This window comes from Aquincola agrisoli, assembly GCF_036621135.1.
GTDB classification, from domain to species: domain Bacteria; phylum Pseudomonadota; class Gammaproteobacteria; order Burkholderiales; family Burkholderiaceae_C; genus Aquincola; species Aquincola agrisoli.
Genome location: NZ_JAZIBG010000021.1, coordinates 1 through 20880 on the forward strand (window position 1 = coordinate 1; position 20880 = coordinate 20880).

A 20880-nucleotide genomic window follows, 5' to 3' on the forward strand; every position below is an offset into this window, starting at 1 on the left:
AGCAAGGTCATCGTCGCGATCAACAAGGACCCGGAGGCGCCGATCTTCTCGGTGGCCGACTACGGGCTGGAGGCGGACCTGTTCACGGCGGTGCCGGCCTGGGTGGCGGCCGGCTGAGCGGCCGCCACCCCGCTGGGCACCTGCCTCAATGCAGGCCGTCGGCTTCTTCGGCCATCAGCGCCTGCTTGCGCTCCATCAGCGCCGCGCCGATCGCCTTGATGTCGATGCGGCGGCGCAGCTTCGGGAACAGCTCGTCCTGTTCCTCCTTGACGTGGTGGTCGATGTACTCGCCCAGCACCTTCACCTTGGCGTCGTACAGCGGCTCGTCCGGCGTCATGCCGCGGATCTGCGCGATCAGGTCCTTCGCGCTCTGGTGCTCGACGGCGGCCTCGTCCACCAGGTCGGCTTCCGGCAGCACCTCGCGGGCGGCGGGGTAGAGCAGCTCTTCCTCGATCTGCGCATGCACCGTGAGCATCAAGCAGATCCGTTCCGCCACCTCCTGGCGCTGCGAGGCCTGTGCTTCCGCCTTCGCGAGCTTGTCGTACTGGCGGAACAGCTTCTTCACTTCCTTGTGGTCGTCGGTCAGCAGGGTGATGGCGTCCGGAGCCTCACGGGTCTCGCGGGCGGCGGCGCTGCGGGTGCTGCGGCTGGTCGTGGCTTGTGCGTTGGGCATGGCTGCGTCCTCAATGGGTGCCTTGGCTGCGAGGCAGGCAAGGCGGGTTCATGGATGGGTCGGCCTCTACCGTAGCGGACGCGGGCCCGCTTGTGCAGGCCCTCGGCCCATGTCGCGCGCCCCGCTGACGACGGGGTGGGCAGCCGTCCGACATCCCCACGGCGCCGCGGCCTCGAACACTCCGCAGGCACCCTGCGCTGTGGGCATCGGCTGACAACGGTGACAGTCCCCGGCCGGCCCGCGGATGGGCCGCTCGCCCCTGCCTGTGCCGCCGCCCGGGGCCCTAAGGTTGGAGCACCCATCCACCACCCATCACAGGAGACCCTGATGAACGAACATGATCAAACCCTGGCAGACAAGAAGTCCCACCCCGTGGCCACCGGTACAGGCGCCGTCGTGGGCGGCGTCGCCGGCGGTGTGGCCGGTGGCGCCGCGGCCGGTGCGGCCGTCGGCGGCATGACCGGGCCGGTGGGCGCCGCCGTGGGCGCCGTGGTCGGCGCCGTCGCGGGCGCCATGGCCGGCAAGGGCATGGCCAAGGCTGCCGACCCCGCCGTCGAAGATGCCTACTGGCGCGACAACTACTCCACCCGCCCGTATGTGTCGCAGGGCAGCACCTACGACGACTACGGCCCGGCCTACGGCTATGGCGTGGACGCCTATACGCGCTATCCGGACCGCTCCTTCGACGACCTCGAGTCCGACCTCAGCCGCGACTGGGGCTCGCGCCGCGGCACCTCGAAGCTCGAGTGGGAAACCGCCCGCCCGGCGTCGCGCGATGCCTGGCAACGCCTGAGCGACCGGGTCGAGCGCGCCATCCCCGGCGACTCCGACCGCGACGGCCGCTGACGGCCCGCCCCGACGCTAGACCGCCGCCGCGGCCTCGGCGTCGAGGATGTGCAGGCCGGTGCCTTCGTGCTTGGCATGGCGCTTGGCGATCGCGGCGGCGTTCGCCACCCCGTCCGAGCGGCGGAAGCGCCCTGGCGCGACCGGCACCGCCCCGATGCACAGCGTCGTGCAGGGGTGGAAGCGCATGGTGCCGTGCCGGTCTTCCGCCACCAGGCCGCCCGCGGCCAGCGCCTGTGCATCGAACAAGCTGCGTGCGCGCACGTTGAAGGTCTCGACGATACCCTCGCACTGCGACTGCCAGTCCGGGCTTTGGAACACCGCGATGAAGTCGTCCCCGCCCACGTGGCCGACGAAGTCGCGCCGCGGATCGCAGTGCGCGGTGAGGATCTCCGCCACCAGCCGGATCATCTCGTCGCCGCGCCAGTAGCCGTACTGGTCGTTGAACGGCTTGAAGTGGTTCAGGTCGGCGTAACACGCGACGAACTCGCAGCCGCCGTCGAGCAGGCGGTCGATGTGGTCGCTGATCGGGATGTTGCCCGGCAGGAAGGTCAGCGGGTTGGCATGCCGCGCGGCCTCGATGCGCGCCTCCGTCACCGCACGCACCAGTTGCTCGCCGGTGCCCAGGCCGCGGTAGCGGCCCCCCTCCGTCACGATGAAGCCTTCGGTCAGGTAGCGCTGGTCGGCCGAGGTGAGCACCGAGGTCAGCTCTCGATCCCCGTATGGATGTCGACGTGCAGCGGCTGCTGGTTGCCGTGCAGCAGCGCCGGCCGCCGGCCGTAGAGCTCACGGAAGTAGGGCTGCGCGTAGGCGGTGACGAACTTCTGGCGGTTCACCAGCGCCAGCGGACGCTCGTCCTCCACGATCGCGATGGCATGCAGTTCGGGCTCCGCCTGGAAGCGCGCGAAGGCCTCGTCGTGCGTCATCACCGGCGCGGCCGGCGGCACGGCGCGGCACAGCTTGGCCGCGGTGAGCCCGCCGTGGTTGGCCGCCCGGCGCCGCTGCGGCAGCACCGCCACCTCGCGGCTGGCGAGCACGGCCTGCGCGGGCGGCAGCGGCTCGGCCACGGCGGCGGGCTGGGGCCGGCCCAGCGCAAAGCCCTGGCCGTAGCGGATGCCGAGATCGCGCACCACGCGCAGGTCTTCGCCGGTCTCGATGCCTTCGGCCACCAGTGCGGAGCCGAAGGTCTCCGCGATCTGCAGCAGCGCGCGCAGCGTCTGCAGCTTGTCGCCGTTGCCGGCCAGGCCGCGGGTGAAGTACTTGTCGATCTTGACCACCTCGGGCTTCAGCTCCGACCACAGCCGCAGGCTGGAGCGGCCGTCGCCGAAGTCGTCGAGCGCCACGCCGATGCCGCGGCGGCGCAGCGCGAGCACGGCGGGCTGCAGCCGGTCAACGTCGCGCACGTGCTCGTGCTCGGTGATCTCGATCACCAGCGCGCTCGGCGGCACGCCGCGGCTGCGCACGATGGCGACGAGTTCGTCCAGGTCGTGCGCCTCCAGCGTCGAGACCAGCGCGGCGGCACTGAGGTTGACGAAGAGCTTGCCGTCTGCACGCTGGCGCGCCCAGGCCACGATGGCAGCACGCAGGCAGGTGAGTTCCAGCTCGATGTTGACACCCTCGGCCCGCGCCGCGGCGAACAGCGCGTCGGGGTGCGGCCAGGGGCAGCCGGGCGGTGTGCGCGTCAGCGCCTCGTGGGCGTGGATGGCACCGTCGCTCAGTTCGACGAGGGGCTGGAAGTGCAAGGAGTTCGAGGCGCAGTACCAGATCGTGCAGCGCGGCAAGGCCTGGGACCTGAGCAAGGTCAACGTCGAGAAGTTGCGCGAGGAGTTCAAGCAGGCGCCGTTCAAGAACATCCAGATCGCCGACCTGCAGGCCTTCTTGCAGCGCAAGCTGGCCGAGATGCTGGCGCAGAACAGCACGCGAACGGATTTTCTGCAGCGGCTGCAGAACGTGATTGACGCCTACAACTCGGGCGCCACGTCCACCGAGAACTACTACGAGCTGACAGCTTACGCCCAGGCGCTGAAGGAAGAGGCCGAACGGCACATCCGCGAGGGACTGACCGAGGACGAGCTGGAGCTGTTCGACCTGCTCAAGAAGCAGTCACTGACGCAGGACGAAATCCAGCGCGTGAAGCTGGCGGCCAAGCATCTGCTCAAGCGCTTGGTGGAGGAGCAGCCCAAGGTGCTGATCCAGAACTGGCACCAGAGCGCGCAAACGCAGAAGCAGGTGCGGGCAGAGATCGAGCGCGTCCTCGACGCGGATCTGCCCGACAGCTACGACCGAACGACGTTCAAACAGAAGTGCGACAACGTCTACGACCTGGCCGTGGAGTACGCGATGCGGGGCAAGAAGTGGGCGGCCTGAGAGCTCAATGACGCATGGGCGCCTCCAAAAAATCCCACGAGCCGCCGCGCTCTCGATCTGAACCTGCGTCGATTCACCGCACGATCTTCTGCGCATCCATCTGCGCCCGCAGCTCGTCCGCCACGTTCTCGATCCGCACCTGTGTCAGCCCGAACAGCGGATCGCCTTGCAGCGCGGTCTCCATCGGCGTCTTGCTGCGGTAGCGCTCCACCGCCTGCACGGCCAGCGTGTGGAGCTGGCGGTTCTTGGCTTCGCCGTCGGCTGCGAGCTGCGCTTTCTCAACGCATTGCTGCCTCCGGTCCAGCGCGGGCAGGCCGGTGCGGCGGCGGATGTCGGCGATGTCGAGCGCGCCGTTTTTCAGCCCGTCCAGCGTCAGGCCCACCTGCACCGGGTCCCAGTGCCTGAAGGTGAGGCCGGTCGTCAGGTTGATGGGCCGGAACTTCGAGGCCAGGCCCCACACCGGGCTCGCGGCTCGCGATGCCGTCGAAGTTCAGGTCGTCGGGCCACAGCAGGTCGGTGCTGTAGAACGGGTTGGGCATGCGCCCGCCGATCACGATCGGCTCATTCGGGCACGTCGGGATCGGCCAGCGGGTCGCGCTGCGCGCTGCGCAGCAGCATGTTGCGCGACATGGCCAGCGCCACTGCTTGCGCGCGGTTGCTGGCGCCGAGCTTGCGCAGGATCTTCTGGATGTGGTTCTTGACCGTGAGCGGGCTGATGCCCAGCAGGTCGCCGATCTGCAGGTTGCTCTTGCCCTCGCGCACCCAGCCGAGGATCTGCCGCTCGCGCTCGGTGACCGGCGCGGCCGCGGTGCTGCGGCGTGGCAGCATCTGCGGCGGCAGGCTGTTCATCTCGTGCTCGGTGGCCTGCACGCGCAGGTAGGTGGCGTGCAGGTGCGGCAGCAGCAGCTCCAGGTGCAGCAGCTGCTGCGCGCCGATCGCGCCCTGCCTGTCCGCGAAGATGAAGAAGCTCTCCAGCTCGGCCGGCCGCTGCGGCCGCGACACGCCGTGCATCAGCAGCTGGGTCAGCCCGGCCTCGGACAGCATCGCGGCATCGCCGCCGCCGGCCGCCTCGAGGGCGTGCAGCGGCACGATGGCGGCGCGGCGCTGCGCGCCCAGCCAACGGCCCTGCAGCTCGCCGATCAGCGGGGTGCGGGCATCGGCCAGCGAGGCGAGCAGGGGCGGCGGCAGCACCGCGCTGTGGAACACCTCGAACACCAGGTCGCGCCGCAGCCGCTGGTAGGAGCCGCAGACGGCCAGCCCGTGCGGCACGAGCGCATGCAGCTGGCTCTGCAGCCACACGAAGAACTGGTAGCGGCGGCGGACCTGCGGCGCGGACTCGAGCGCGCGGACCAGCGCTTCGGCACTTCGGGGCGAAAGCACCGAGTCATCCATGTAATGCATTGGCGTGCTGGTGTCGAAACGTGGCAGTTTCGTTTCTGCAGATGACCGGACATCGCGTGCCATGCGCCGAAAGGATCATGGCGCGGAGAAGCATGCAGTCATCGGTCCGCGGCTGGCGGCCTTCAGGAGACGATCGGTTTCGACTTCGCACCCGGCGGCGCGCCATGATCTGCGGTTGTCGCCGGGCGGTTGCCGCACCGGGCGCAGGGGTCCGCGGCCTGCAGGGCACGGCCGCCGGGGGAAGCAGGGTGGAGTGTGCGGCCGGCGCATGACAGTGTGTTGACGGCGGGCGCGCGCCCTTGCGCCGGCCGACCCAGGCCGGTCGCCATCGGGTTTTCCCCTGCGAGGCTTGAAAGCAGGCCGAAAGTGCGCCGTCGCTAAGGTTCGCTCCGTTCACGGCAGCTTGACCCTTGGAGACACCCATGACCGCAAAGACCCTGGCGACCGCCCTCGTGCTGGCCGCCGCCGCCACGCTGGCCGCGGCCGGCCCGCTCGACAAGACCGAATGCATCGCGCCGGCCAAGCCCGGCGGCGGCTTCGACCTGACCTGCAAGCTCGTGCAGAGCGCCCTGCTGGACGGCAAGTTCATCGCCGATCCGATGCGCGTGACCTACATGCCCGGCGGCATCGGTGCGGTGGCCTACAACACCGTGATCGCGCAGCGGCCCGACAACGCCAACACCATCGTCGCGTTCTCCGGCGGCTCGCTGCTGAACCTGGCGCAGGGCAAGTTCGGCCGCTACAACGAGAGCGACGTGAAGTGGCTGTCCGCCATCGGCACCGACTACGGCGCCGTCGTGGTGGCTGAGGGCTCGCCGTACAAGACGCTGAAGGACGTGATGGCCGCGATGAAGGCCGACCCCACCAAGGTCGTGCTCGGTGCCGGCGGCACCATCGGCAGCCAGGACTGGATGAAAGCGGCGCTGCTGGCCCGTGCGGCGGGCGTCAACCCGCGCAGCATGCGCTTCGTCGCGTTCGAGGGCGGCGGCGAGGCGATGACCGCGCTGCAGGGCGGCCACATCCACGTGTTCACCGGCGATGCCGCGGAAACCCTGCAGCAGGCCAAGGCCGGCAGCAAGGTCCGGGTGCTGGCCGTGATGGCCGACAAGCGCCTGCCGGGCGACATGTCCGGCGTGCCCACGGCCAAGGAGGCCGGCGCCGACATCGAGTGGCCGATCGTGCGCGGCTTCTACGTCGGGCCCAAGGTCTCCGAGGCCGACTACAAGGTGTGGAGCGACACCTTCTCGAAGATGATGGCCACGCCCGCCTACGAGCGCCTGCGCAACGAGCGCGGCCTGTTCCCGCTGGCGCTCGTGGGCACCGAGCTCGACGCCTACGTGAAGCGCCAGGTGGCCGACTACCGCAAGCTGGTGGAAGAGTTCGGCCTCAACGTCGCCAAGTGAAGCCGGCCATGAGCGATCGACTCCTCGGGGCGGCCTGCCTCGTCGCGGCGGCCTGCATGGCCTGGGCCGCCCAGGGCTACGCCGCCGCCATCTCCTACGAGCCCGTCGGTCCGCGCGCCTTCCCGCTGCTGCTGGCCGCGCTGCTGGCGGCCGGCGGTGCGTGGCTGGTGTGCAAGCCGTCGCCGGACCGCGGGCAGTACGCCCAGCTGCCGCTGCGCCTGCTCGGGCTGTGCGTTGGCGCGGTGTTCCTGTACGCGGCGGCCTTCGAGACGCTGGGCTTCCCGCTGGCCACCGCGCTGATGGCGGTGCCGGTGGGCATGGCCTTCGGCGGCAGCGCGCTCAAGTCGCTCGCCGCCGGGGCGGGGCTGGGCGTCGGCGGCTACTTCATGTTCGACCGGCTGCTCGACGTCGTGCTGCCCGCGGGTTGGCTGGCGCCGCTGCTCAGGGGGTTGTGATGGACACGCTCACCCACCTGGCCACCGGCTTCGGCGTCGCGTTCACGCCGATGAACCTGTTCGTCGCCGCGCTGGGCGCGCTGATCGGCACGGTCGTCGGGCTGCTGCCGGGGCTCGGCCCCATCAACGGCGTCGCCATCCTGATGCCGCTGGCGTTCGCGATGAAGCTGCCGCCGGAGACCTCGCTGATCCTGCTGGCGGCCGTCTACATCGGTTGCGAGTACGGCGGGCGCATCTCGTCGATCCTGCTCAACGTGCCGGGCGATGCGGGCGCGATCATGACCGCGCTCGACGGCTACCCGATGGCGCGGCAGGGCCGCGGCGGGGTCGCGCTGTCGATCTCCGCCTGGAGCTCGTTCATCGGCTCGCTGGTCGCCACGGCCGGCATCGTGCTGTTCGCGCCGCTGCTCGCGGGCTGGGCGCTCTCGTTCGGGCCGGCCGAGTACTTCGCGCTGATGTGCTTCGCGTTCGCCTGCCTGGCCGGGCTGCTCGGCGACGCGCCGGTGAAGGCCGGCGTGGCCGCGGTGCTCGGCCTGTCGCTGTCCTGCGTCGGGCTCGATTCCAACTCGGGCGTCTACCGCTTCACCGGCGGCGACATCCACCTGTCGGACGGCATCCAGTTCGTCGTGGTCGTGATCGGCGTGTTCTCGATCAGCGAGATCCTGCTGATGATCGAGAGCCACCATGCGGCGCCCGGCGCGGTCAAGGTCACCGGCCGCAAGCTTTTCAACCTGCAGGAGGCCCGGGAGACCTGGTGGTGCACGCTGCGCTCCAGCGTGGTCGGCTTCGTCGTCGGCGTGCTGCCGGGGGCGGGCGCCACGGTCGCCAGCGCAATGACCTACACGATGGAAAAGCGCCTCACCGACAAGGACGGCACCTTCGGCCGGGGCGACATCCGCGGGGTCGCGGCGCCGGAGGCCGCCAACAACTCGGCGGCCACGGGCTCCTTCGTGCCGATGCTGACGCTGGGCGTGCCGGGCTCCGGCACCACCGCCGTGATGATGGGCGCGCTCGCGCTCTACAACATCACGCCCGGTCCGGCGCTGTTCTCGCAGCAGCCCGCGCTGGTGTGGGGCTTCATCGCGTCGCTGTTCCTCGCCAACGTGATGCTGCTGATGATGAACATCCCGATGGTGGGCCTGTTCACCAAGCTGCTGTCGGTGCCCAACTGGCTGCTGGTTCCCAGCATCCTCTCGGTCAGCGCCGTGGGGGTGTACGCGGTGCACGCGACGACCTTCGACCTGGTGCTGATGGCCGTGCTCGGGGTGGCGGGCTACCTGCTGCGCAAGCAGGACGTGCCGATGGCGCCGCTGATCCTGGGCTTCGTGCTGGGCGGCCTGATGGAGCAGAACCTCCGCCGGGCGCTGTCGATCACCCAGGGCGATGTGTCGATCCTGTTCGAGAGCCCGATCTCGGTGGGCCTGTGGATCTGCGCCGCGCTGATGCTCGTGGTGCCGCCGCTGTGGCGTGCGCGGGCCCGGCGGCGCGGCCACCGGGCGCCGCTGGCCGAGGCCGTCGCGCCGGTTCAGGAGGCCGGGGGCTGATGGCCGCCCGCGCCGGCCGGCAGCGGAAGCTCGAGGGTCGCGAGCAGGCCGCCCTCGTTCGGCTCGCGCGCGAGGATCAGGGCTCCCCGGTGCCGCTTGGCGATGGACGCGACGATCGCCAGCCCCAGCCCCGAGCCGGCGCCCTGCGAGTTGCTCGCGCGGAAGAAGCGTTGTGTCGCCTGCGCCAGCTCCGCCTCGGGGATGCCGGGGCCGTTGTCGCCCACGTGCAGGCAGGCCCGGTCCGGCCGCGCCTCGGCCCTCACGGTGATGCGCCCGCCCGCCGGGGTGTGCCGCAGGGCGTTGTCGATCAGGTTCGACAGCGCCTCCTCGACCAGTTCGCGCTGCACCGGCGTCCGCAGGGGCACGGCGGCCGCCTCGAAGCCCAGGTCCACCCCCTTGTCGCGCGCGGCTGGCCACCAGCGCTTGGCCACGCCGCCTGCCAGGGCCGACACGTCCGTCGTCTCGCACGCCAGTTCCAGGGCATCGGCACGGGCCAGCGCCAGCATCTGATTGGCCTGGCGGATGGTGTGCTTCAGCTGCTGCCGCATCGCGCGCAGCGTGTCGCGCACGGTGGCGATGTCGGGCTCGCGCTGCGCGTAGGTCACCTGCGTCAGCAGCGTGCTCAGCGGCGTGCGCAGCTGGTGGGAGGCGTCGTCGAGGAACCGCCGCTGCGTCGCGAGCAGCTCCCGGTAGCGGAACACGTGCTGGTTCATCGCTTCCACCAGCGGCAGCACGTCGGCCGGCACGCGGTGCAGGTCGACCGGCGAGAGGTCGTCGGACGCGCGCGAGCGCACCTCGTGGCGCAGCTGCTGCAGCGGCCGCAGCGACCAGCTCACCGCGGCCGCGACCATGCCCGCCACGACGGCCGCCAGCAGGATGTCGCGGGCCACCGCGTTGACGATCAGCTGCTGGCTGAACTGGCTGCGCGAGGCGAGCTCTTCCGCCACCTGGATCACGAGCCGCCGGTCGCTGCTGCCGCCCACCGGCCGGTCGAGCGTGCTCACGTAGGTGCCGACGCGCACCGGGCTGCCCGCGTAGTCGACCGTGGCGAAGTGCGGCTGGCGGTCTTCCAGGCGCTCGCGCGGCATCGGCAGGTCGGGGTGGCCGATCTCCACCAGGCCGTCCTCGGTGGCGATCCGGTAGTACACCGGCCCGCTGGCGGTGAGCTCGAAGAACTCGAACAGCAGGTAGGGCAGCTCGACCCCCAGGCCGCCGCTTTCGGTGGAGACGTTCGCGGCGATGGAGCGGATGGCGCCGTACAGCGAGCGGTCGAACGCCGCGTTGACGGCGGCCTGCGCGGTGCGCCAGGTCATCACGACCTGGATCACGCTGGCGGCCAGCACGCCGGCCAGCAGCACGATGATCAGCGTGCGCCGCAGGCTCATCCGGTGGAGGGCGTCGATATTCACGGCAGCACCTCGAGCACATAACCCAGGCCGCGCAGCGTGGAAATTTGCGCGCTGCTGCCGGCCAGGCGTTTGCGCAACCGGTGGATCAATACCTCGATCGCCTCGGGGTGTACGTCGCTTTCGTCCGAAAAAACCCGGTCGAGAATTTCCCGCTTGGCCAGCGGCTCGCCGCTGCACTGGATCAGCGTGCGCAGCACGGCATGTTCGCGCGCGGTCAGGGCCAGCGGTTCGTTGTCGATCTGGAACCGTTTTGTGACGGCGTCGTAGCTGAGATTGCCGCACACGAAGCGAGAAAACTCCCGCCCCCGCGACCGGCGTACCAGTGCCAGGAGCCGGGCTTCCAGCTCCTCGATTTCGAAGGGTTTTGCCAGAAAATCGTCGGCGCCCGCCTTCAGGGTGGAAACGCGCTCGGCCAGGCTGTCACGGGCCGTGAGTATCAAAATGGGCAGCCGCTCGTCGTGCTCGCGCAGGTCGGCGAGCACGTCGTGCCCGTCGAGGCCCGGCAGGCCGAGGTCGAGGATCAGCGCGTCGTAGCGCGTACCCCGCAGTGCACGGCGTACCAGGCGCCCGTCGGCCACCCAGTCGACCTGGTATTCGCTCTGGCCCAACGCGCGCACCAGCCAGTCGGCGAGTGCCGATTCATCTTCCGCGAGCAGCAGCCGCATGGTTTTCTCCGGAGCCGGAAATGGATCGACTCCCATGCCGGCGATTGTCGCCTCAGCTGGCGGTGCCAGCCCAGATCAGAGTAAACCCGCAGGGAATGGCTTTCAGTTCGAAAGGCCGTTGAAAGCCTCGGCGGATTATCGTCTCTGCAAAGGACGCGTACTGCAGGCCTTTGTCGACGAACCTTTAGAGGAGACATGACCTTGAAAATGATTTTCCCCCTCGGCGCCCTGGCCACAGCGACGATGCTGGCCATTGGCCTGACGGCCTGCGGCGGCAGCGACGATGATTCGAACAATGCGCCTGAAAACGTCAGGATGACCTGGTTCGGCATCACCAACTGGCATTATCAGGTGGGTGACCTCGGCATCATGCTCGACGGCGCCGTGGGATATCCCGCGCGCAATCCGAATCCGGAGATGGTGGCCAAGGTGCACGAGGCGCTGAAGCTCAAGGGCACGGTCGACGTGGTGCTGCTCGGCCACCTGCACGGCGACCACTCGGTCGACACGCCGGAGTGGGCCAAGCAGACGCAGGCGCAGTACTACGGCTCCAAGGCCGCCTGCGAGGAGGCGGTGGCCTATGGCATCCCGGCGGCGAAGTGCACCGCGCTCTACGGCGGCGAGAAGGTGGTGCTGAACGAGCACGTGACCATGCGCGTGGTGCGCTGGGTCCACAGCATCGGCTGCGGCCAGTTGCAGAACGGCGGCGGCATCGAGACCTTCGGCTACCTGTTCACCGCGAAGACGCCCGCCAAGACGCTGACCTGGTACGTCACCGACAGCGGCGCGGGCGGCCGCGACCTGACCACCGACCAGGTCGACCGCGACGGCGTCAACCGGGGCGCGCCGCTGACCAACCTGTCGAACGCCGTGCGCGACGCGGGCATCGGCGGCTTCGAGGTCTGGCAGGGCGGCCCGGAGTCGCGCGTGGTGAACCAGGCGCGCACCGTGGTGCCGGCCTTCGACGTCAGGTACTTCATGCCGCACCACTACGGCGCGCGCGGCGGCTTCAACATCCTCAACGGCCTGCACTACCCGTACAGCGAGGACGAGATGCCCGAGCTGAAGAAGCTGCTGGCGGGCGCGAACGTGCCCCAGATCTATTCGAAGAACTTCTTCGACGCGTTCGTGTACGACAAGGACGGCGTCAGGCAGGTCGACAACGCCGAGGTCAAGCTCGCGATGGGCCTGCCGGCCTCCGGCATCGGCCCCGGGGTGCAGGGCGAGAACCCGCGCGCCGGCGAGATGGAATGCGCGGGTGACTGACGCCGGCCGGCGACGTCGGGGGAGCGCGCGGTGATCGAGGTGCAGGGCCTGCGCAAGTCGTACGGCGGGCGCGAGGTGCTGCGCCTGGACCGGTGGCAGCTGCCGTCCGCGGCGAGCTGCTGCGTGACCGGCCCGTCGGGCAGCGGCAAGTCGACGCTGCTGGAGATCCTGTGCGCGCTGCGCCCGGCCGACGCCGGCACGGTGCACGTCGGCGGCACCGCGGTGCACGGGCTGGCGCGCCGCGCCTCCGACCGCTGGCGCGGGCGGACGGTGGGTGTCGTCACCCAGTCGCCGCACCTGCTGGACATCCTCAGCGTCGAGGAGAACGTGGCCCTCGCGGCGCACATGGCCGCGGCGTCCGTCGACCGGCGCCGCGTCGGCACGCTGCTCGAACGCCTGGGCATCGCGCACCTGGCGCGGCGGCGCACGCGCGGCCTCTCGCAGGGGGAGCGCCAGCGCGTCGTGCTGGCCCGCGCGCTGCTGTGCGGGCCGTCGGTGGTCGTCGCCGACGAACCCACCTCGCACCTCGACGACGAGGCCTGCGAGGCCCTGTGCACGCTGCTGGCCGGCTGCTGCGCGGAAGCGGGCGCCACGCTGGTGGTCGCCACGCACGACCGGCGCATCCTGCCGCGCTTCCAGCACCGGCTGCAACTGGCGCGGGTGGAAGCGATATGAGCGCGCCGGGCCGCTCCCAAGCGCTCTTCCCGGAGCACGCAGTGCGGAGGGTCGTCCTGTGAACGCGCCGGGCCGCTCCCAAGCGCTCATCCCGGAGCACGCCGTGCGGAGGGTCGTCCAGTGAACGCGGCGGGACTGGCATGGCGCCGCATCGTGCGGCGGCCCGCCGCGACGCTGCTGAACGTGCTGCTGCTCGCGCTGGGCGTGGCGTCCATCGCGGCGACGATGCTGGCGCTCGGGCAGGCCACCCGGGCGGCCGAGCGCAACGCCGCCGCCGCCGACCTGGTGGTCGGCAGCCGGACCAGCCCGGCGCAGCTGGTGCTGTCCGGCATCTTCCACCTCGACGCGCCGCCGCCGCCGTTCGCGCTGTCGCTGCTGCAGCCGGTGCTGGCGCACCGGCTCGTCGAGCGCTGGGTGCCGGTGGCGCTGGGCGATTCGCTGGCGGGCCACCGTGTCGTCGGCACCCGTCCTGCCGATTTCGCCGGGCTCTACGGCGGGGTGCTCGCCGCCGGCGCCTGGCCGCAGGGCGCGGGCCAGGCCGTGCTCGGCGCCGATGCCGCCCGCCGCACCGGCCTGGCCGTCGGCGCGGGTTTCGCGACAACGCACGGCCTCGCCGAGGCGGGCGAACCGCACCACGGGCACGGCTACCGCGTCGCAGGCGTGCTGGCACGCACGGGCACCCTGCTGGACAAGCTGGTGCTGGTCTCGCTCGAATCGATCTGGCAGGCCCATGCGGCGCCGCCGTCGCCGCCGGCGTTCGCCGCGCGCGCCGGCGATCCCACGGGCCAGGTGAGCGGGGTGCTGATCCGGTTCCGCTCGCCGCTGGCGGCAGCCGTGCTGCCGCGGCTGGTGGCGTCCGTGCCGACGCTGGTGTCGGCCTCGCCGGCCCACGAGGCGGCCAAGCTCTTCGCCCTGGTGCAGTGGGGCTCCGACGGCGCCGCGATGCTCGGCGGCCTGCTGCTGGTCTGCGCGGCGCTGGCCGTGGGCGCCGGCTTGATGGCGTCGCACCGCGAGCGGATGCGCGACGTCGCGGTGCTGCGGCTGCTGGGCGCCTCGCCGCGCATCACCGCGACGGCCGTGCTGCTGGAGGCCACGTTCGTCGGGCTGCTCGGTGCGGCGGCGGGCCTGCTGGCCGCGCACGCCGCGGTCGAGTTCGCCGGCAGCCGGCTGCCGGTGTCGGCGCCGCCCCTGAGCGGGCGGGTGTTCGATCCGCTGGAGCTGGTCATCGTGGCCGCGGCGCTGGCGGTGTCATGGATCGGGGCGGCGCTGCCGGCCTGGCGGGTGCAGCGCGCGGCCGTGGCCGACGCGCTGCGGATGGAGTGAAAGGAGCGATGGGCATGACGACTTCGGATCAAGGACGGCGCACGCTGGTCGCCGGCACGCTGGCGGCGCTGTGCGGCCTGGGGGGCGGCGCCGCGCGGGCGCAGCAGGGGGGCGGCGCGGGGCTGCCGGTGATCACCTGGGAGCTGATGGCGCAGGCCCGCGCCAGCACGAAGCCCTCGTCCACGGCCATTGACTTCCCGGCCGCGCTGGTGCGCCTGGACGGCAGGCAGGTGGCGGTGACGGGCTTCATGGTGCCGCTCGAGGCCAAGGCGCAGCAGACGCGGTTCCTGCTCACGCAGAAGCCGCAGGACTGCGAGTTCTGCATCGAGGGCGGGCCGTCGGCGTACATCGAGGTCCGCAGCGACCCGCTGAAGTTCAGCTCGAAGCCCTTCACGCTGGTTGGGCGCATCAAGCTGCTGCGCGACGACCCGTCCGGCATGTACTACCGCCTGATCGACGCCCGGCAGGTGCCTGCCTGACGCGCCCCGCCGAGGTGCGGCGCGGGTCCCACTCCTAGGGATGGCCGCCACCGGTCGCCGGCCTACAGTCGGTCGACTTTTTCGACCCGTACCGCGATGCTCGCGTCGATCCCCAGCCCTCTGGAGGCCCAGGCCGTCTGTGAACGGGTCGGGCTGGTCGGCTGCAGCGCCGCGTACCGCGACCTGGTCGACGCGCTGCGCCGCTGCGCGGGGCTCGACGCCACCGTGCTGCTGGAGGGCGCCACCGGCACCGGCAAGGAGCTGGCCGCCCGTGCACTGCACTACCTCGGCCGGCGCCGCGGCGGCCCCTTCGTGCCGGTCGATTGCGGCGCGCTGCCCGAGACGCTGTTCGAGGGCGAGCTGTTCGGCCATGCGCGCGGCGCCTTCACCGACGCCCGGCGCGACATGCACGGCCTCGTCGCGCAGGCGCGGGGCGGCACGCTGTTCATCGACGAGATCCACACGCTCGCGCCGCGTTCGCAGGCCGCGCTGCTGCGCTTCCTGCAGGACCACCGCTTCCGGCCGCTGGGCGGCGAGCAGTGGGTCGAGGCCGACGTGCGCGTCGTCGCCGCGGCCAACCGCAGCCTGGAGCAGGGCGTGCGCGAAGGCTGGTTCCGCGGCGACCTGTACTTCCGGCTCAACGTCGTGGGCGTGCGCCTGTCGACGCTGGCCGAGCGGGCCGAGGACGTGCCGATGCTCGTGCACGCGATGCTGGCGCGGCTGGCGGCCCACTACGGCGTCGCGCCGCGGGCCTTCGACGCCGCCGCGCTGGCGCAGCTGTGCAGCGCGCCCTGGCCCGGCAACGTGCGCGAGCTGGAGAACGTGGTGCACCGCTCGTTCCTGCAGTGCGACGGGGAAGGGCCGCTGACGCTGCCCGGCGGCACCGGGCCCGCGGCGGCGCCGGCGCCCGCGCCGCTCGACTACAACGGCGAGCGCGCGGCGCTGCTGTGCGCCTTCGAAGCCGCCTACCTGCGGCGCATCCTGACGGCCGCGCACGGCAACGTCACGCAGGCCGCGCGGCTCGCCGGCAAGGAGCGCCGGCTCTTCGGCCGCATGCTCAAGCGCCAGGGCATCGCACGCGCCGATTTCCAGGACCGGTGAGCAGCCGCTGCCCTGGGCCGGGGCTCAGCGCCGGCGCGCGCGTGCGTTGCGGATCGCCGCCTCCATCTCGGCCAGTGCCGTCTTCATGTCGACCGTGTTCATCACCAGGTCGGCATCGGCGGCGCTGCGCGGCATCTCCAGCACCTGGGTGCGCGCCGGCTTCGCGGGGTTGTGGTAATCCGTCCAGATGCGCACCTTGAAGAGGTTGCGCCGGCCCGTGGCGTCGACGATCGCGAGCTGGTAGTCGATCCAGTGCTGCCGCGTCGTGCCGCTGAAGGTCTGGTGCTCGGTGACGAGGCGCAGGTCGAGGTCGGGCCGCGCCTTCGTCAGCTGCGAGAAGTACAGCTCGATGCCGCGCGCCTGCAGCTGCTGGTTGACGTAGGTCGGCGCGAGCGGGATGTGGTTGTACAGCTCGAAGCCGGTGCCCTGGCCGCGTGTGTGGGCGCGCTGGTGGTCGACGCCGGTGGTCTCGCGCACCGGCACGCCCTCGTTGCTGATGCCCTCCGCATCGACGCGCAGCTGCGGCGGCTTGCCGGCCTCCCAGCCGCGGCGGCCGATCGGCGCGCCCAGCGGCGCGTCGCTGCGGATCGTGCCCTCGGGCGTGCGCCAGGTGCGCTGGCCGCCGGGGAACTCGAAGATCGTGCCGTGCGGGATCGCCTCGGTGAAGAACTCGTGCAGGTTGTTGTCGTCGATCTTGACCAGCACCCAGTCCTTCGGACGGTAATTCTTCAGCGGCGAGGCCGGGCGCAGCCGGCGCAGGTCGGCCACGCGGTCGATGGTGGCGGTGATCGGGAAGTCCTTCGTGATGCTCGACTCGCGCACCGCCTGTGCCGCCACCGGGTCGGCGGCCGGGAACAGGCCGCGCGTGACGACGAACTGGCCGTCCTTCCACTCCTTCCAGGGCACCGCGATGCTGCGGCGCTGGAACTGCAGCTCGCCTGTCTTGCGGTTGAACACCCAGCGGTACTGGTCCGGCTCGTAGTTCATCGCGCCCTCGCCGAAGCGCGCGCGCGCCTCGTCGCGGCCGGTCTTCTCGTAGGCCAGGTTCTCGGTGTTGATCTGCTTCTTCAGCGCGGCCAGTTCCTCGTCCAGCGCCTTGACCTTCGCGAGCACCGCGTCGGCCTGCGCCTGGCGCTGGGCCGCCGGCGCCTTGACCGCGGCCGCCGCCTCCTCGCGCACCGTCGCGGCCCGGCCGGCGAGGTCCTGCAGCGCCGGGCGGTGCTGGCTGGCCGTCAGCATGTGCTCGGACAGCTCCTGCACCTGGTCGACCGTGTTCTGGCTGTGCAGCAGGCAGGGCGGCCCGCTGCAGCGGGTGATGCGGCCGTCGTCCCAGAGGCGGTAGGTGTGCGTCTCCCGGTTGACGGGGTTGTGGTGCACTAGCTGCCCGACCTCCTTGGCCTTGCCGCTGCCGCGTGCGGCGTTGTGGCCGGCGGCGTCGGCGACGGCCTCGGCGGCCTCGTCGACGCCGGCCGTCAGCTGCCGGGGGTTCAGCGGGTCGGCATCGAGCGTCAGCTGAGGGCGCTTGTTCCAGTCGTGCGCGCCCGCGCGCAGCGTCGCGAAGGTCATCGCGCCGGTCAGCAGCCCCATCATCACCAGCTCGCGCATCGCGCGGCTCTTCTCCTCGGGGCTCATCTTCGAGTTCTGGATGGCGCGGAACTGGGCGACGAAATCGTGCCCGACGACGCCGACGTTGATCACGTCCATCGCGATCTGCCCGCGCCGCACGTAGAAGTAGGCGCTCTCGGCGATGCGGGCGGCGCGGGTCGCGCTGCCCGCGGCACGCGCCACCGTGGCGATGCGGCCCAGGCCCATGGTCAGCATGTTCACGAGGTCGAGCGCGACGTCCCAGTAGAAGCGGTCGACGTCTGCCTGGGTCAGCACGCCGTGCGCGTCCATCTCCTGCAGCCGGTGGTAGCCGCCGAGGATGGACAGCGCGGTGCCGCCCATCGCGGTGGCCAGCGCCAGCGCCGCCGGCGCGCCGAACATCGGCATCAGCACGCCGCCGATCACCACCAGCGCCATGCCGATCAGCTTCAGCCAGTCGCCGAAGGGGCGCGGCGCCGTCGTCTTGAGCTGCCCCGGGGTGCCCGTCAGCGGGTAGCGCCAGTACAGCATGCCCTTGGGGAAGAAGTCGCGGTGGTTCAGCTCCTCGAACAGCGTCGGCGGCGGGTCCATCCTGTCGATCGAACGGGGATCGAACCGCTCGCGCGCCAGGCCCTCGTACATGTTGACCGTGTAGGCCTGCTTGACGGTGCGCCCGCCGGGGCGCAGCGGCGCGGTGATGTCGTGCAGCTCCCAGGTGTAGCCGACCGGCACGGTCTTCGATCCCGGCTCGACCGGCGTGCGCACGAGGTAGAAGTGCCAGGGGATGCCGCGCGCGCCGGTCGTGCGCCGGCCCTTGTCGTCGGTGACGTCCTCGAACTCGAACTCCGGGTAGAAGACCGCCTGGATCTTCAGCGCTTCGGGGTGCTTGTCCTGGAAGGCCTGCTGGCGCTCCAGCAGCCCCTGCGCGAAGTCGAACTGGTCGACCAGGTCCTTGCCCTCCCAGCCCCAGTTGCCGCGGGTGCGCAGGATGCGGTCCATCTCGCCCACGCTCCAGCGGTACTCGGTGCGGACCTTCTTCCATGCGGCCACGTCGGTCGCCGCCTGGGACGAGGCCAGCGCCTGGTTGATGCGCAGCACCCGCGGGCCGACCTTCGTCGCGGTGCCGGTCGACGTGGTGCGCACGTCGTCGGGCAGCGCCGGCTCCGAGCGCGGCAGCGCGCCGGGCAGCGGCGCCCCGAAGCCCTCGAGGAAGTCGGTCGCCGGCGTCGGCGCCGGGGCGTGGCAGCCGCCGGGGCAGCTCATCTTCGGCATCGCCCGGCGCGCGTCCCGGCGCAGGCGGCGCTTGTCCTCGGCGCGGTCCATCTCGCCGAGCAGCTTGCTGACGGTGCCGAAGTAGCTCGCGTAGGCCTTCTGCGCGGGGGCCATCGCCTCGGGGGCGATGCTCCCGGCCGGCGCATCGATGTAGTTGTCGACCAGCACCGTGGCCTGCGCCGCCTGCAGCCAGTGCAGGCGCAGCTCGGGCGTCAGCGCGCCGGTGGGCAGGCCCAGCAGCTCGTCGCCGAGCATCGGCGGGGCCTTCAGCGCGTTGTCGAAGAGCGCGAGCCGCGCCTTGGTCGCGGCGAGCTGCGTGCCGGCGATGTCCTCGCGCAGCGACTGGGCCTGCTCGTCGAGCGCGGTCTCGTGCTGCGCCTTGTGCAGGCCGGGCCAGCGCGCCAGCAGCTTGCGCCGCGCTTCCTCGGCGGCGCGCTGCTGGCGTTCCTCGCGGATCTCCCACGGCCGCTTGTGGCAGCTCGGGCACACGTCGTCGTAGCGCTCGCCCTGTCCCTTGCCGAAGCCGGCCTCGAAGTCGGCCTGGGCCGCTTTTGATGGAAAGCCGAAGTTCGGGTCGCCGAAGGCCGTGCGCGGCTTCTGGGCGTTGAGCTGGTCGAAGGCCGTGAGGCTTGCCCGGTTGGCCTGGTCCTTCTGCCAGGCCTCCAGCAGGCGCATCTGCTCGGCGTCGAAGCCGCCTTCCGCCTGCGCCCGCGGGCCGCCGCCGCGCTGGCGCGGCGCGCCGGCGCCGCGGCCCTGCTGCACCGTGTGCACCACCTCGTGCGCGATCAGCCGCCGGCCCTCGCGCGACGACGGCCGGTACTCGCCCGCACCGAACGCGATGTCGCTGCCGTGCGTGAAGGCCCGCGCGCCGATGCGCTCGCTGGCCAGCGCGGCGCGCTGGTCGGTGTGGATGCGCACCGCGGAGAGGTCGGCGTCGAGGTGGCGCTCCAGCGGGGTGCGCAGCGCGGCGGGCAGCGGCGTGCCGTCGCCCAGCGGCAGCCGCTCGACCGCGGGCTGCGCAGCCGCGCCGGGCAGGGCCTGGCGCTGCACCAGCCCGGGCGTCGCCGAGGCGGCGCAGGCGCTGCAGCAGGGCGTCTCGCCGCCGCCCGCGAAGCGCTCGGCCAGCGCATCGGCCTCGCGCTCGGCGGCGTCGCCGGCCTGCCCGAAGCGCAGCTTCGCCTGGATGCCCAGCGCTTGCAGCGCCGCCTGGTTCGGCCTGCCCGCGCCGCGGTGCCCCGGCCGCGCCGCTGCCTCGGGGGACGCGGTCGCGGCACAGGGGCCGGCCGCGGCGGCGGTGCACTTCGCGGCGCCCATCAGCGCCTCGCGGCGCCGCTGTAGCGGGCGCCCGCCGCATGGCCCTGCTGCGCCTGGCGCCGCGCCAGCGCGTGCAGCAGGTGCTCCATCGACAGCGCCGTGCCGGCCGAGGCGGCGAGGAAGGCGGCGTCCAGCGTCGCGGCCTGGATCTCCCCGCCGGTCACGTCGAAGCGCTCGGCGAGGTAGGCGTAGTCGATGTCGTCGGCGCGCGGCAGCGCGGGCGGCAGCATGCCCCGCCACAGCCGTTCGCGCAGCGGCGGGGCGGGCCGCGCGAACTCCACCGTGTAGTGCATGCGGCGCGCGAAGGCGGCGTCGAGGTTCTTCGGCAGGTTGCTCGCGAGGATCACGACGCCGGGGTGTTCCTCCAGCTTCTGCAGCAGGTAGGCGACCTCCAGGTTCGCGTAGCGGTCGTGCGCGTCCTTCACCTCCGAGCGTCGGCCCATCAGCGCATCGGCCTCGTCGAACAGCAGCACGGCGCTGCTGCGGGCGGCGGCGCGGAACACGCGGTCGAGGTTCTGCTCGGTCTCGCCGATGTACTTGGAGACCACGCCGGCCAGGTCGACGCGGTACAGCGGCAGGCCGCAGGCCTGGCTGACGACCGCGGCGGCCATCGTCTTGCCGGTGCCCGAGGCGCCGCAAAACAGCACCGCCAGCCCGGCGCTGCGGCCGGTGCGGCGCGCCAGCCCCCAGTCGCCGTAGACCTGCTCGCGCACCCGGATCGCATCCGCCACCTCGCGCAACTGGCGCTGCGTGACCTCGGGCAGCACCAGCGTGTCCCAGCCGTGGCGGCGCAGCACGCGGCTGGCGACGCCGCCGAGGGCCTCGTTGGCGCGTGCGTGCGCCTCGTCGTCGAGCGCCGCGGCCAGCGCTGCCGCGTCGTCGACGGGCGGGTGTGCCCAGGCGACGGCGGCCGCGGCGGCGCGGATGCGCATGGCCGACAGCGGGTAGCGCAGCGCGAGCGCCGCGATGTCCGGGCCGTCGAGCGCCAGTCCCTGCGCCGCCAGCGCGGCCTGCCACAGCGCGGCGCGCGCCTCGGCCTGCGGGTTCACCGCGGCCAGGCGCAGGTGCGGCTAGTCGGCCAGCGCCGCGGCGGCCGGCGTGCCGGC

General features: G+C 71.9%; 19 protein-coding genes and 2 pseudogenes. 11 read left to right on the forward strand and 10 right to left on the reverse strand.

The window, feature by feature from the left end; genetic code table 11:
- Positions 1 to 117, forward strand: a pseudogene (locus V4F39_RS09600) (electron transfer flavoprotein subunit alpha/FixB family protein); the annotation flags it as partial.
- A gap of 28 nt (positions 118 to 145) precedes the next feature.
- Here the strand turns inward: V4F39_RS09600 and V4F39_RS09605 are convergent.
- A complete protein-coding gene (locus V4F39_RS09605) occupies positions 146 to 673 on the reverse strand; it encodes a hemerythrin domain-containing protein (protein WP_332289122.1) in 528 nt (175 codons plus the stop codon).
- 327 nt (positions 674 to 1000) lie between these two features.
- Between V4F39_RS09605 and V4F39_RS09610 the strand changes: the two genes are divergently transcribed.
- Entirely contained in the window at positions 1001 to 1519 is a 519-nt protein-coding gene (locus tag V4F39_RS09610) for a glycine zipper domain-containing protein (RefSeq protein ID WP_332289123.1), read from the forward strand.
- 15 nt (positions 1520 to 1534) lie between these two features.
- On the opposite strand, the gene V4F39_RS09615 is transcribed toward V4F39_RS09610, so the two are convergent.
- A complete protein-coding gene (locus V4F39_RS09615) occupies positions 1535 to 2215 on the reverse strand; it encodes a diguanylate cyclase domain-containing protein (RefSeq protein WP_332289124.1) in 681 nt (226 codons plus the stop codon).
- A gap of 5 nt (positions 2216 to 2220) precedes the next feature.
- Positions 2221 to 3258: an EAL domain-containing protein gene (locus V4F39_RS09620; RefSeq protein WP_332289125.1), complete on the reverse strand. Its 1038-nt coding sequence runs from the start codon at positions 3256 to 3258 to the stop codon at positions 2221 to 2223.
- On the opposite strand from V4F39_RS09620, the gene V4F39_RS09625 reads away from it, so the two are divergent.
- Complete coding sequence (locus V4F39_RS09625) at positions 3218 to 3883, forward strand: type I restriction enzyme endonuclease domain-containing protein (RefSeq protein ID WP_332289126.1); 666 nt, start codon at positions 3218 to 3220, stop codon at positions 3881 to 3883. The genes V4F39_RS09620 and V4F39_RS09625 overlap by 41 nt on opposite strands.
- Before the next feature lie 73 nt (positions 3884 to 3956).
- Here V4F39_RS09625 and V4F39_RS09630 read toward each other — a convergent pair whose 3' ends face one another.
- The 3 genes and pseudogenes from V4F39_RS09630 to V4F39_RS09635 form a co-directional block, all read right to left on the reverse strand.
- Positions 3957 to 4343: a putative porin gene (locus tag V4F39_RS09630; RefSeq protein ID WP_332289127.1), complete on the reverse strand. Its 387-nt coding sequence runs from the start codon at positions 4341 to 4343 to the stop codon at positions 3957 to 3959.
- A 22-nt stretch (positions 4344 to 4365) separates the two neighbouring features.
- Positions 4366 to 4437, reverse strand: a pseudogene (locus tag V4F39_RS27205) (putative porin); the annotation flags it as partial.
- Between the two features lie 7 nt (positions 4438 to 4444).
- On the reverse strand, positions 4445 to 5263 hold the full coding sequence (locus V4F39_RS09635) for a LuxR C-terminal-related transcriptional regulator (protein WP_332289128.1): 819 nt from the start codon (positions 5261 to 5263) through the stop codon (positions 4445 to 4447).
- Positions 5264 to 5706: 443 nt separating this feature from the next.
- Between V4F39_RS09635 and V4F39_RS09640 the strand changes: the two genes are divergently transcribed.
- The 3 genes from V4F39_RS09640 to V4F39_RS09650 are packed head-to-tail and all read left to right on the forward strand — an operon-like array spanning position 5707 to position 8686.
- A complete protein-coding gene (locus tag V4F39_RS09640) occupies positions 5707 to 6687 on the forward strand; it encodes a tripartite tricarboxylate transporter substrate binding protein (protein ID WP_332289129.1) in 981 nt (326 codons plus the stop codon).
- 8 nt (positions 6688 to 6695) lie between these two features.
- Positions 6696 to 7142, forward strand: a complete 447-nt coding sequence (locus V4F39_RS09645) for a tripartite tricarboxylate transporter TctB family protein (protein WP_332289130.1) — start codon at positions 6696 to 6698, stop codon at positions 7140 to 7142.
- Complete coding sequence (locus tag V4F39_RS09650; RefSeq protein WP_378235203.1) at positions 7142 to 8686, forward strand: tripartite tricarboxylate transporter permease; 1545 nt, start codon at positions 7142 to 7144, stop codon at positions 8684 to 8686. The genes V4F39_RS09645 and V4F39_RS09650 overlap by 1 nt, the downstream gene beginning before the upstream one ends.
- Here V4F39_RS09650 and V4F39_RS09655 read toward each other — a convergent pair.
- Positions 8668 to 10095 carry a sensor histidine kinase gene (locus tag V4F39_RS09655; RefSeq protein ID WP_332289133.1) on the reverse strand — a complete coding sequence of 476 codons (1428 nt, stop codon included), beginning with the start codon at positions 10093 to 10095 and terminating at the stop codon, positions 8668 to 8670. The two genes, V4F39_RS09650 and V4F39_RS09655, sit on opposite strands and share 19 nt — an antisense overlap.
- A complete protein-coding gene (locus V4F39_RS09660) occupies positions 10092 to 10760 on the reverse strand; it encodes a response regulator (protein ID WP_332289134.1) in 669 nt (222 codons plus the stop codon). The genes V4F39_RS09655 and V4F39_RS09660 overlap by 4 nt, the downstream gene beginning before the upstream one ends.
- Before the next feature lie 207 nt (positions 10761 to 10967).
- Here V4F39_RS09660 and V4F39_RS09665 point away from each other — a divergent pair, with 207 nt between their 5' ends.
- From V4F39_RS09665 to V4F39_RS09685, 5 genes are all read left to right on the forward strand, one after another.
- Complete coding sequence (locus V4F39_RS09665) at positions 10968 to 12026, forward strand: MBL fold metallo-hydrolase (protein WP_332289142.1); 1059 nt, start codon at positions 10968 to 10970, stop codon at positions 12024 to 12026.
- A gap of 30 nt (positions 12027 to 12056) precedes the next feature.
- Positions 12057 to 12701 carry an ABC transporter ATP-binding protein gene (locus V4F39_RS09670; RefSeq protein WP_332289135.1) on the forward strand — a complete coding sequence of 215 codons (645 nt, stop codon included), beginning with the start codon at positions 12057 to 12059 and terminating at the stop codon, positions 12699 to 12701.
- A gap of 120 nt (positions 12702 to 12821) precedes the next feature.
- Positions 12822 to 14024, forward strand: a complete 1203-nt coding sequence (locus V4F39_RS09675) for an ABC transporter permease (protein ID WP_332289137.1) — start codon at positions 12822 to 12824, stop codon at positions 14022 to 14024.
- 14 nt (positions 14025 to 14038) lie between these two features.
- The gene (locus V4F39_RS09680) at positions 14039 to 14503 is read left to right on the forward strand and encodes a hypothetical protein (RefSeq protein ID WP_332289138.1); all 465 of its coding nucleotides are present in this window, start codon (positions 14039 to 14041) and stop codon (positions 14501 to 14503) included.
- 96 nt (positions 14504 to 14599) lie between these two features.
- Complete coding sequence (locus tag V4F39_RS09685) at positions 14600 to 15604, forward strand: sigma-54 dependent transcriptional regulator (RefSeq protein ID WP_332289139.1); 1005 nt, start codon at positions 14600 to 14602, stop codon at positions 15602 to 15604.
- A gap of 24 nt (positions 15605 to 15628) precedes the next feature.
- Here the strand turns inward: V4F39_RS09685 and V4F39_RS09690 are convergent, their stop codons facing one another.
- Together V4F39_RS09690 and V4F39_RS09695 are read right to left on the reverse strand one after the other, a co-directional pair.
- Positions 15629 to 19774 (reverse strand): eCIS core domain-containing protein, encoded by a 4146-nt coding sequence (locus V4F39_RS09690; protein WP_332289140.1) that lies wholly within the window; start codon positions 19772 to 19774, stop codon positions 15629 to 15631.
- Positions 19774 to 20823, reverse strand: coding sequence for an ATP-binding protein (locus tag V4F39_RS09695; RefSeq protein ID WP_332289141.1), 1050 nt, complete (start codon positions 20821 to 20823; stop codon positions 19774 to 19776). Before V4F39_RS09695 ends, V4F39_RS09690 begins: the two co-directional genes overlap by 1 nt.
- Positions 20824 to 20880: the final 57 nt, after the last annotated feature.

What these genes read in the sequence shown, in the direction of transcription:
- V4F39_RS09605 (WP_332289122.1), bottom strand. Translation starts at nt 673, where the DNA reads ATGCCCAACGCACAAGCCACGACCAGCCGCAGCACCCGCAGCGCCGCC.
- V4F39_RS09610 (WP_332289123.1), top strand. Translation starts at nt 1,001, where the DNA reads ATGAACGAACATGATCAAACCCTGGCAGACAAGAAGTCCCACCCCGTG.
- V4F39_RS09625 (WP_332289126.1), top strand. Translation starts at nt 3,218, where the DNA reads ATGGCACCGTCGCTCAGTTCGACGAGGGGCTGGAAGTGCAAGGAGTTC.
- V4F39_RS09640 (WP_332289129.1), top strand. Translation starts at nt 5,707, where the DNA reads ATGACCGCAAAGACCCTGGCGACCGCCCTCGTGCTGGCCGCCGCCGCC.
- V4F39_RS09645 (WP_332289130.1), top strand. Translation starts at nt 6,696, where the DNA reads ATGAGCGATCGACTCCTCGGGGCGGCCTGCCTCGTCGCGGCGGCCTGC.
- V4F39_RS09650 (WP_378235203.1), top strand. Translation starts at nt 7,142, where the DNA reads ATGGACACGCTCACCCACCTGGCCACCGGCTTCGGCGTCGCGTTCACG.
- V4F39_RS09660 (WP_332289134.1), bottom strand. Translation starts at nt 10,760, where the DNA reads ATGCGGCTGCTGCTCGCGGAAGATGAATCGGCACTCGCCGACTGGCTG.
- V4F39_RS09665 (WP_332289142.1), top strand. Translation starts at nt 10,968, where the DNA reads ATGATTTTCCCCCTCGGCGCCCTGGCCACAGCGACGATGCTGGCCATT.
- V4F39_RS09680 (WP_332289138.1), top strand. Translation starts at nt 14,039, where the DNA reads ATGACGACTTCGGATCAAGGACGGCGCACGCTGGTCGCCGGCACGCTG.
- V4F39_RS09685 (WP_332289139.1), top strand. Translation starts at nt 14,600, where the DNA reads ATGCTCGCGTCGATCCCCAGCCCTCTGGAGGCCCAGGCCGTCTGTGAA.
- V4F39_RS09690 (WP_332289140.1), bottom strand. Translation starts at nt 19,774, where the DNA reads ATGGGCGCCGCGAAGTGCACCGCCGCCGCGGCCGGCCCCTGTGCCGCG.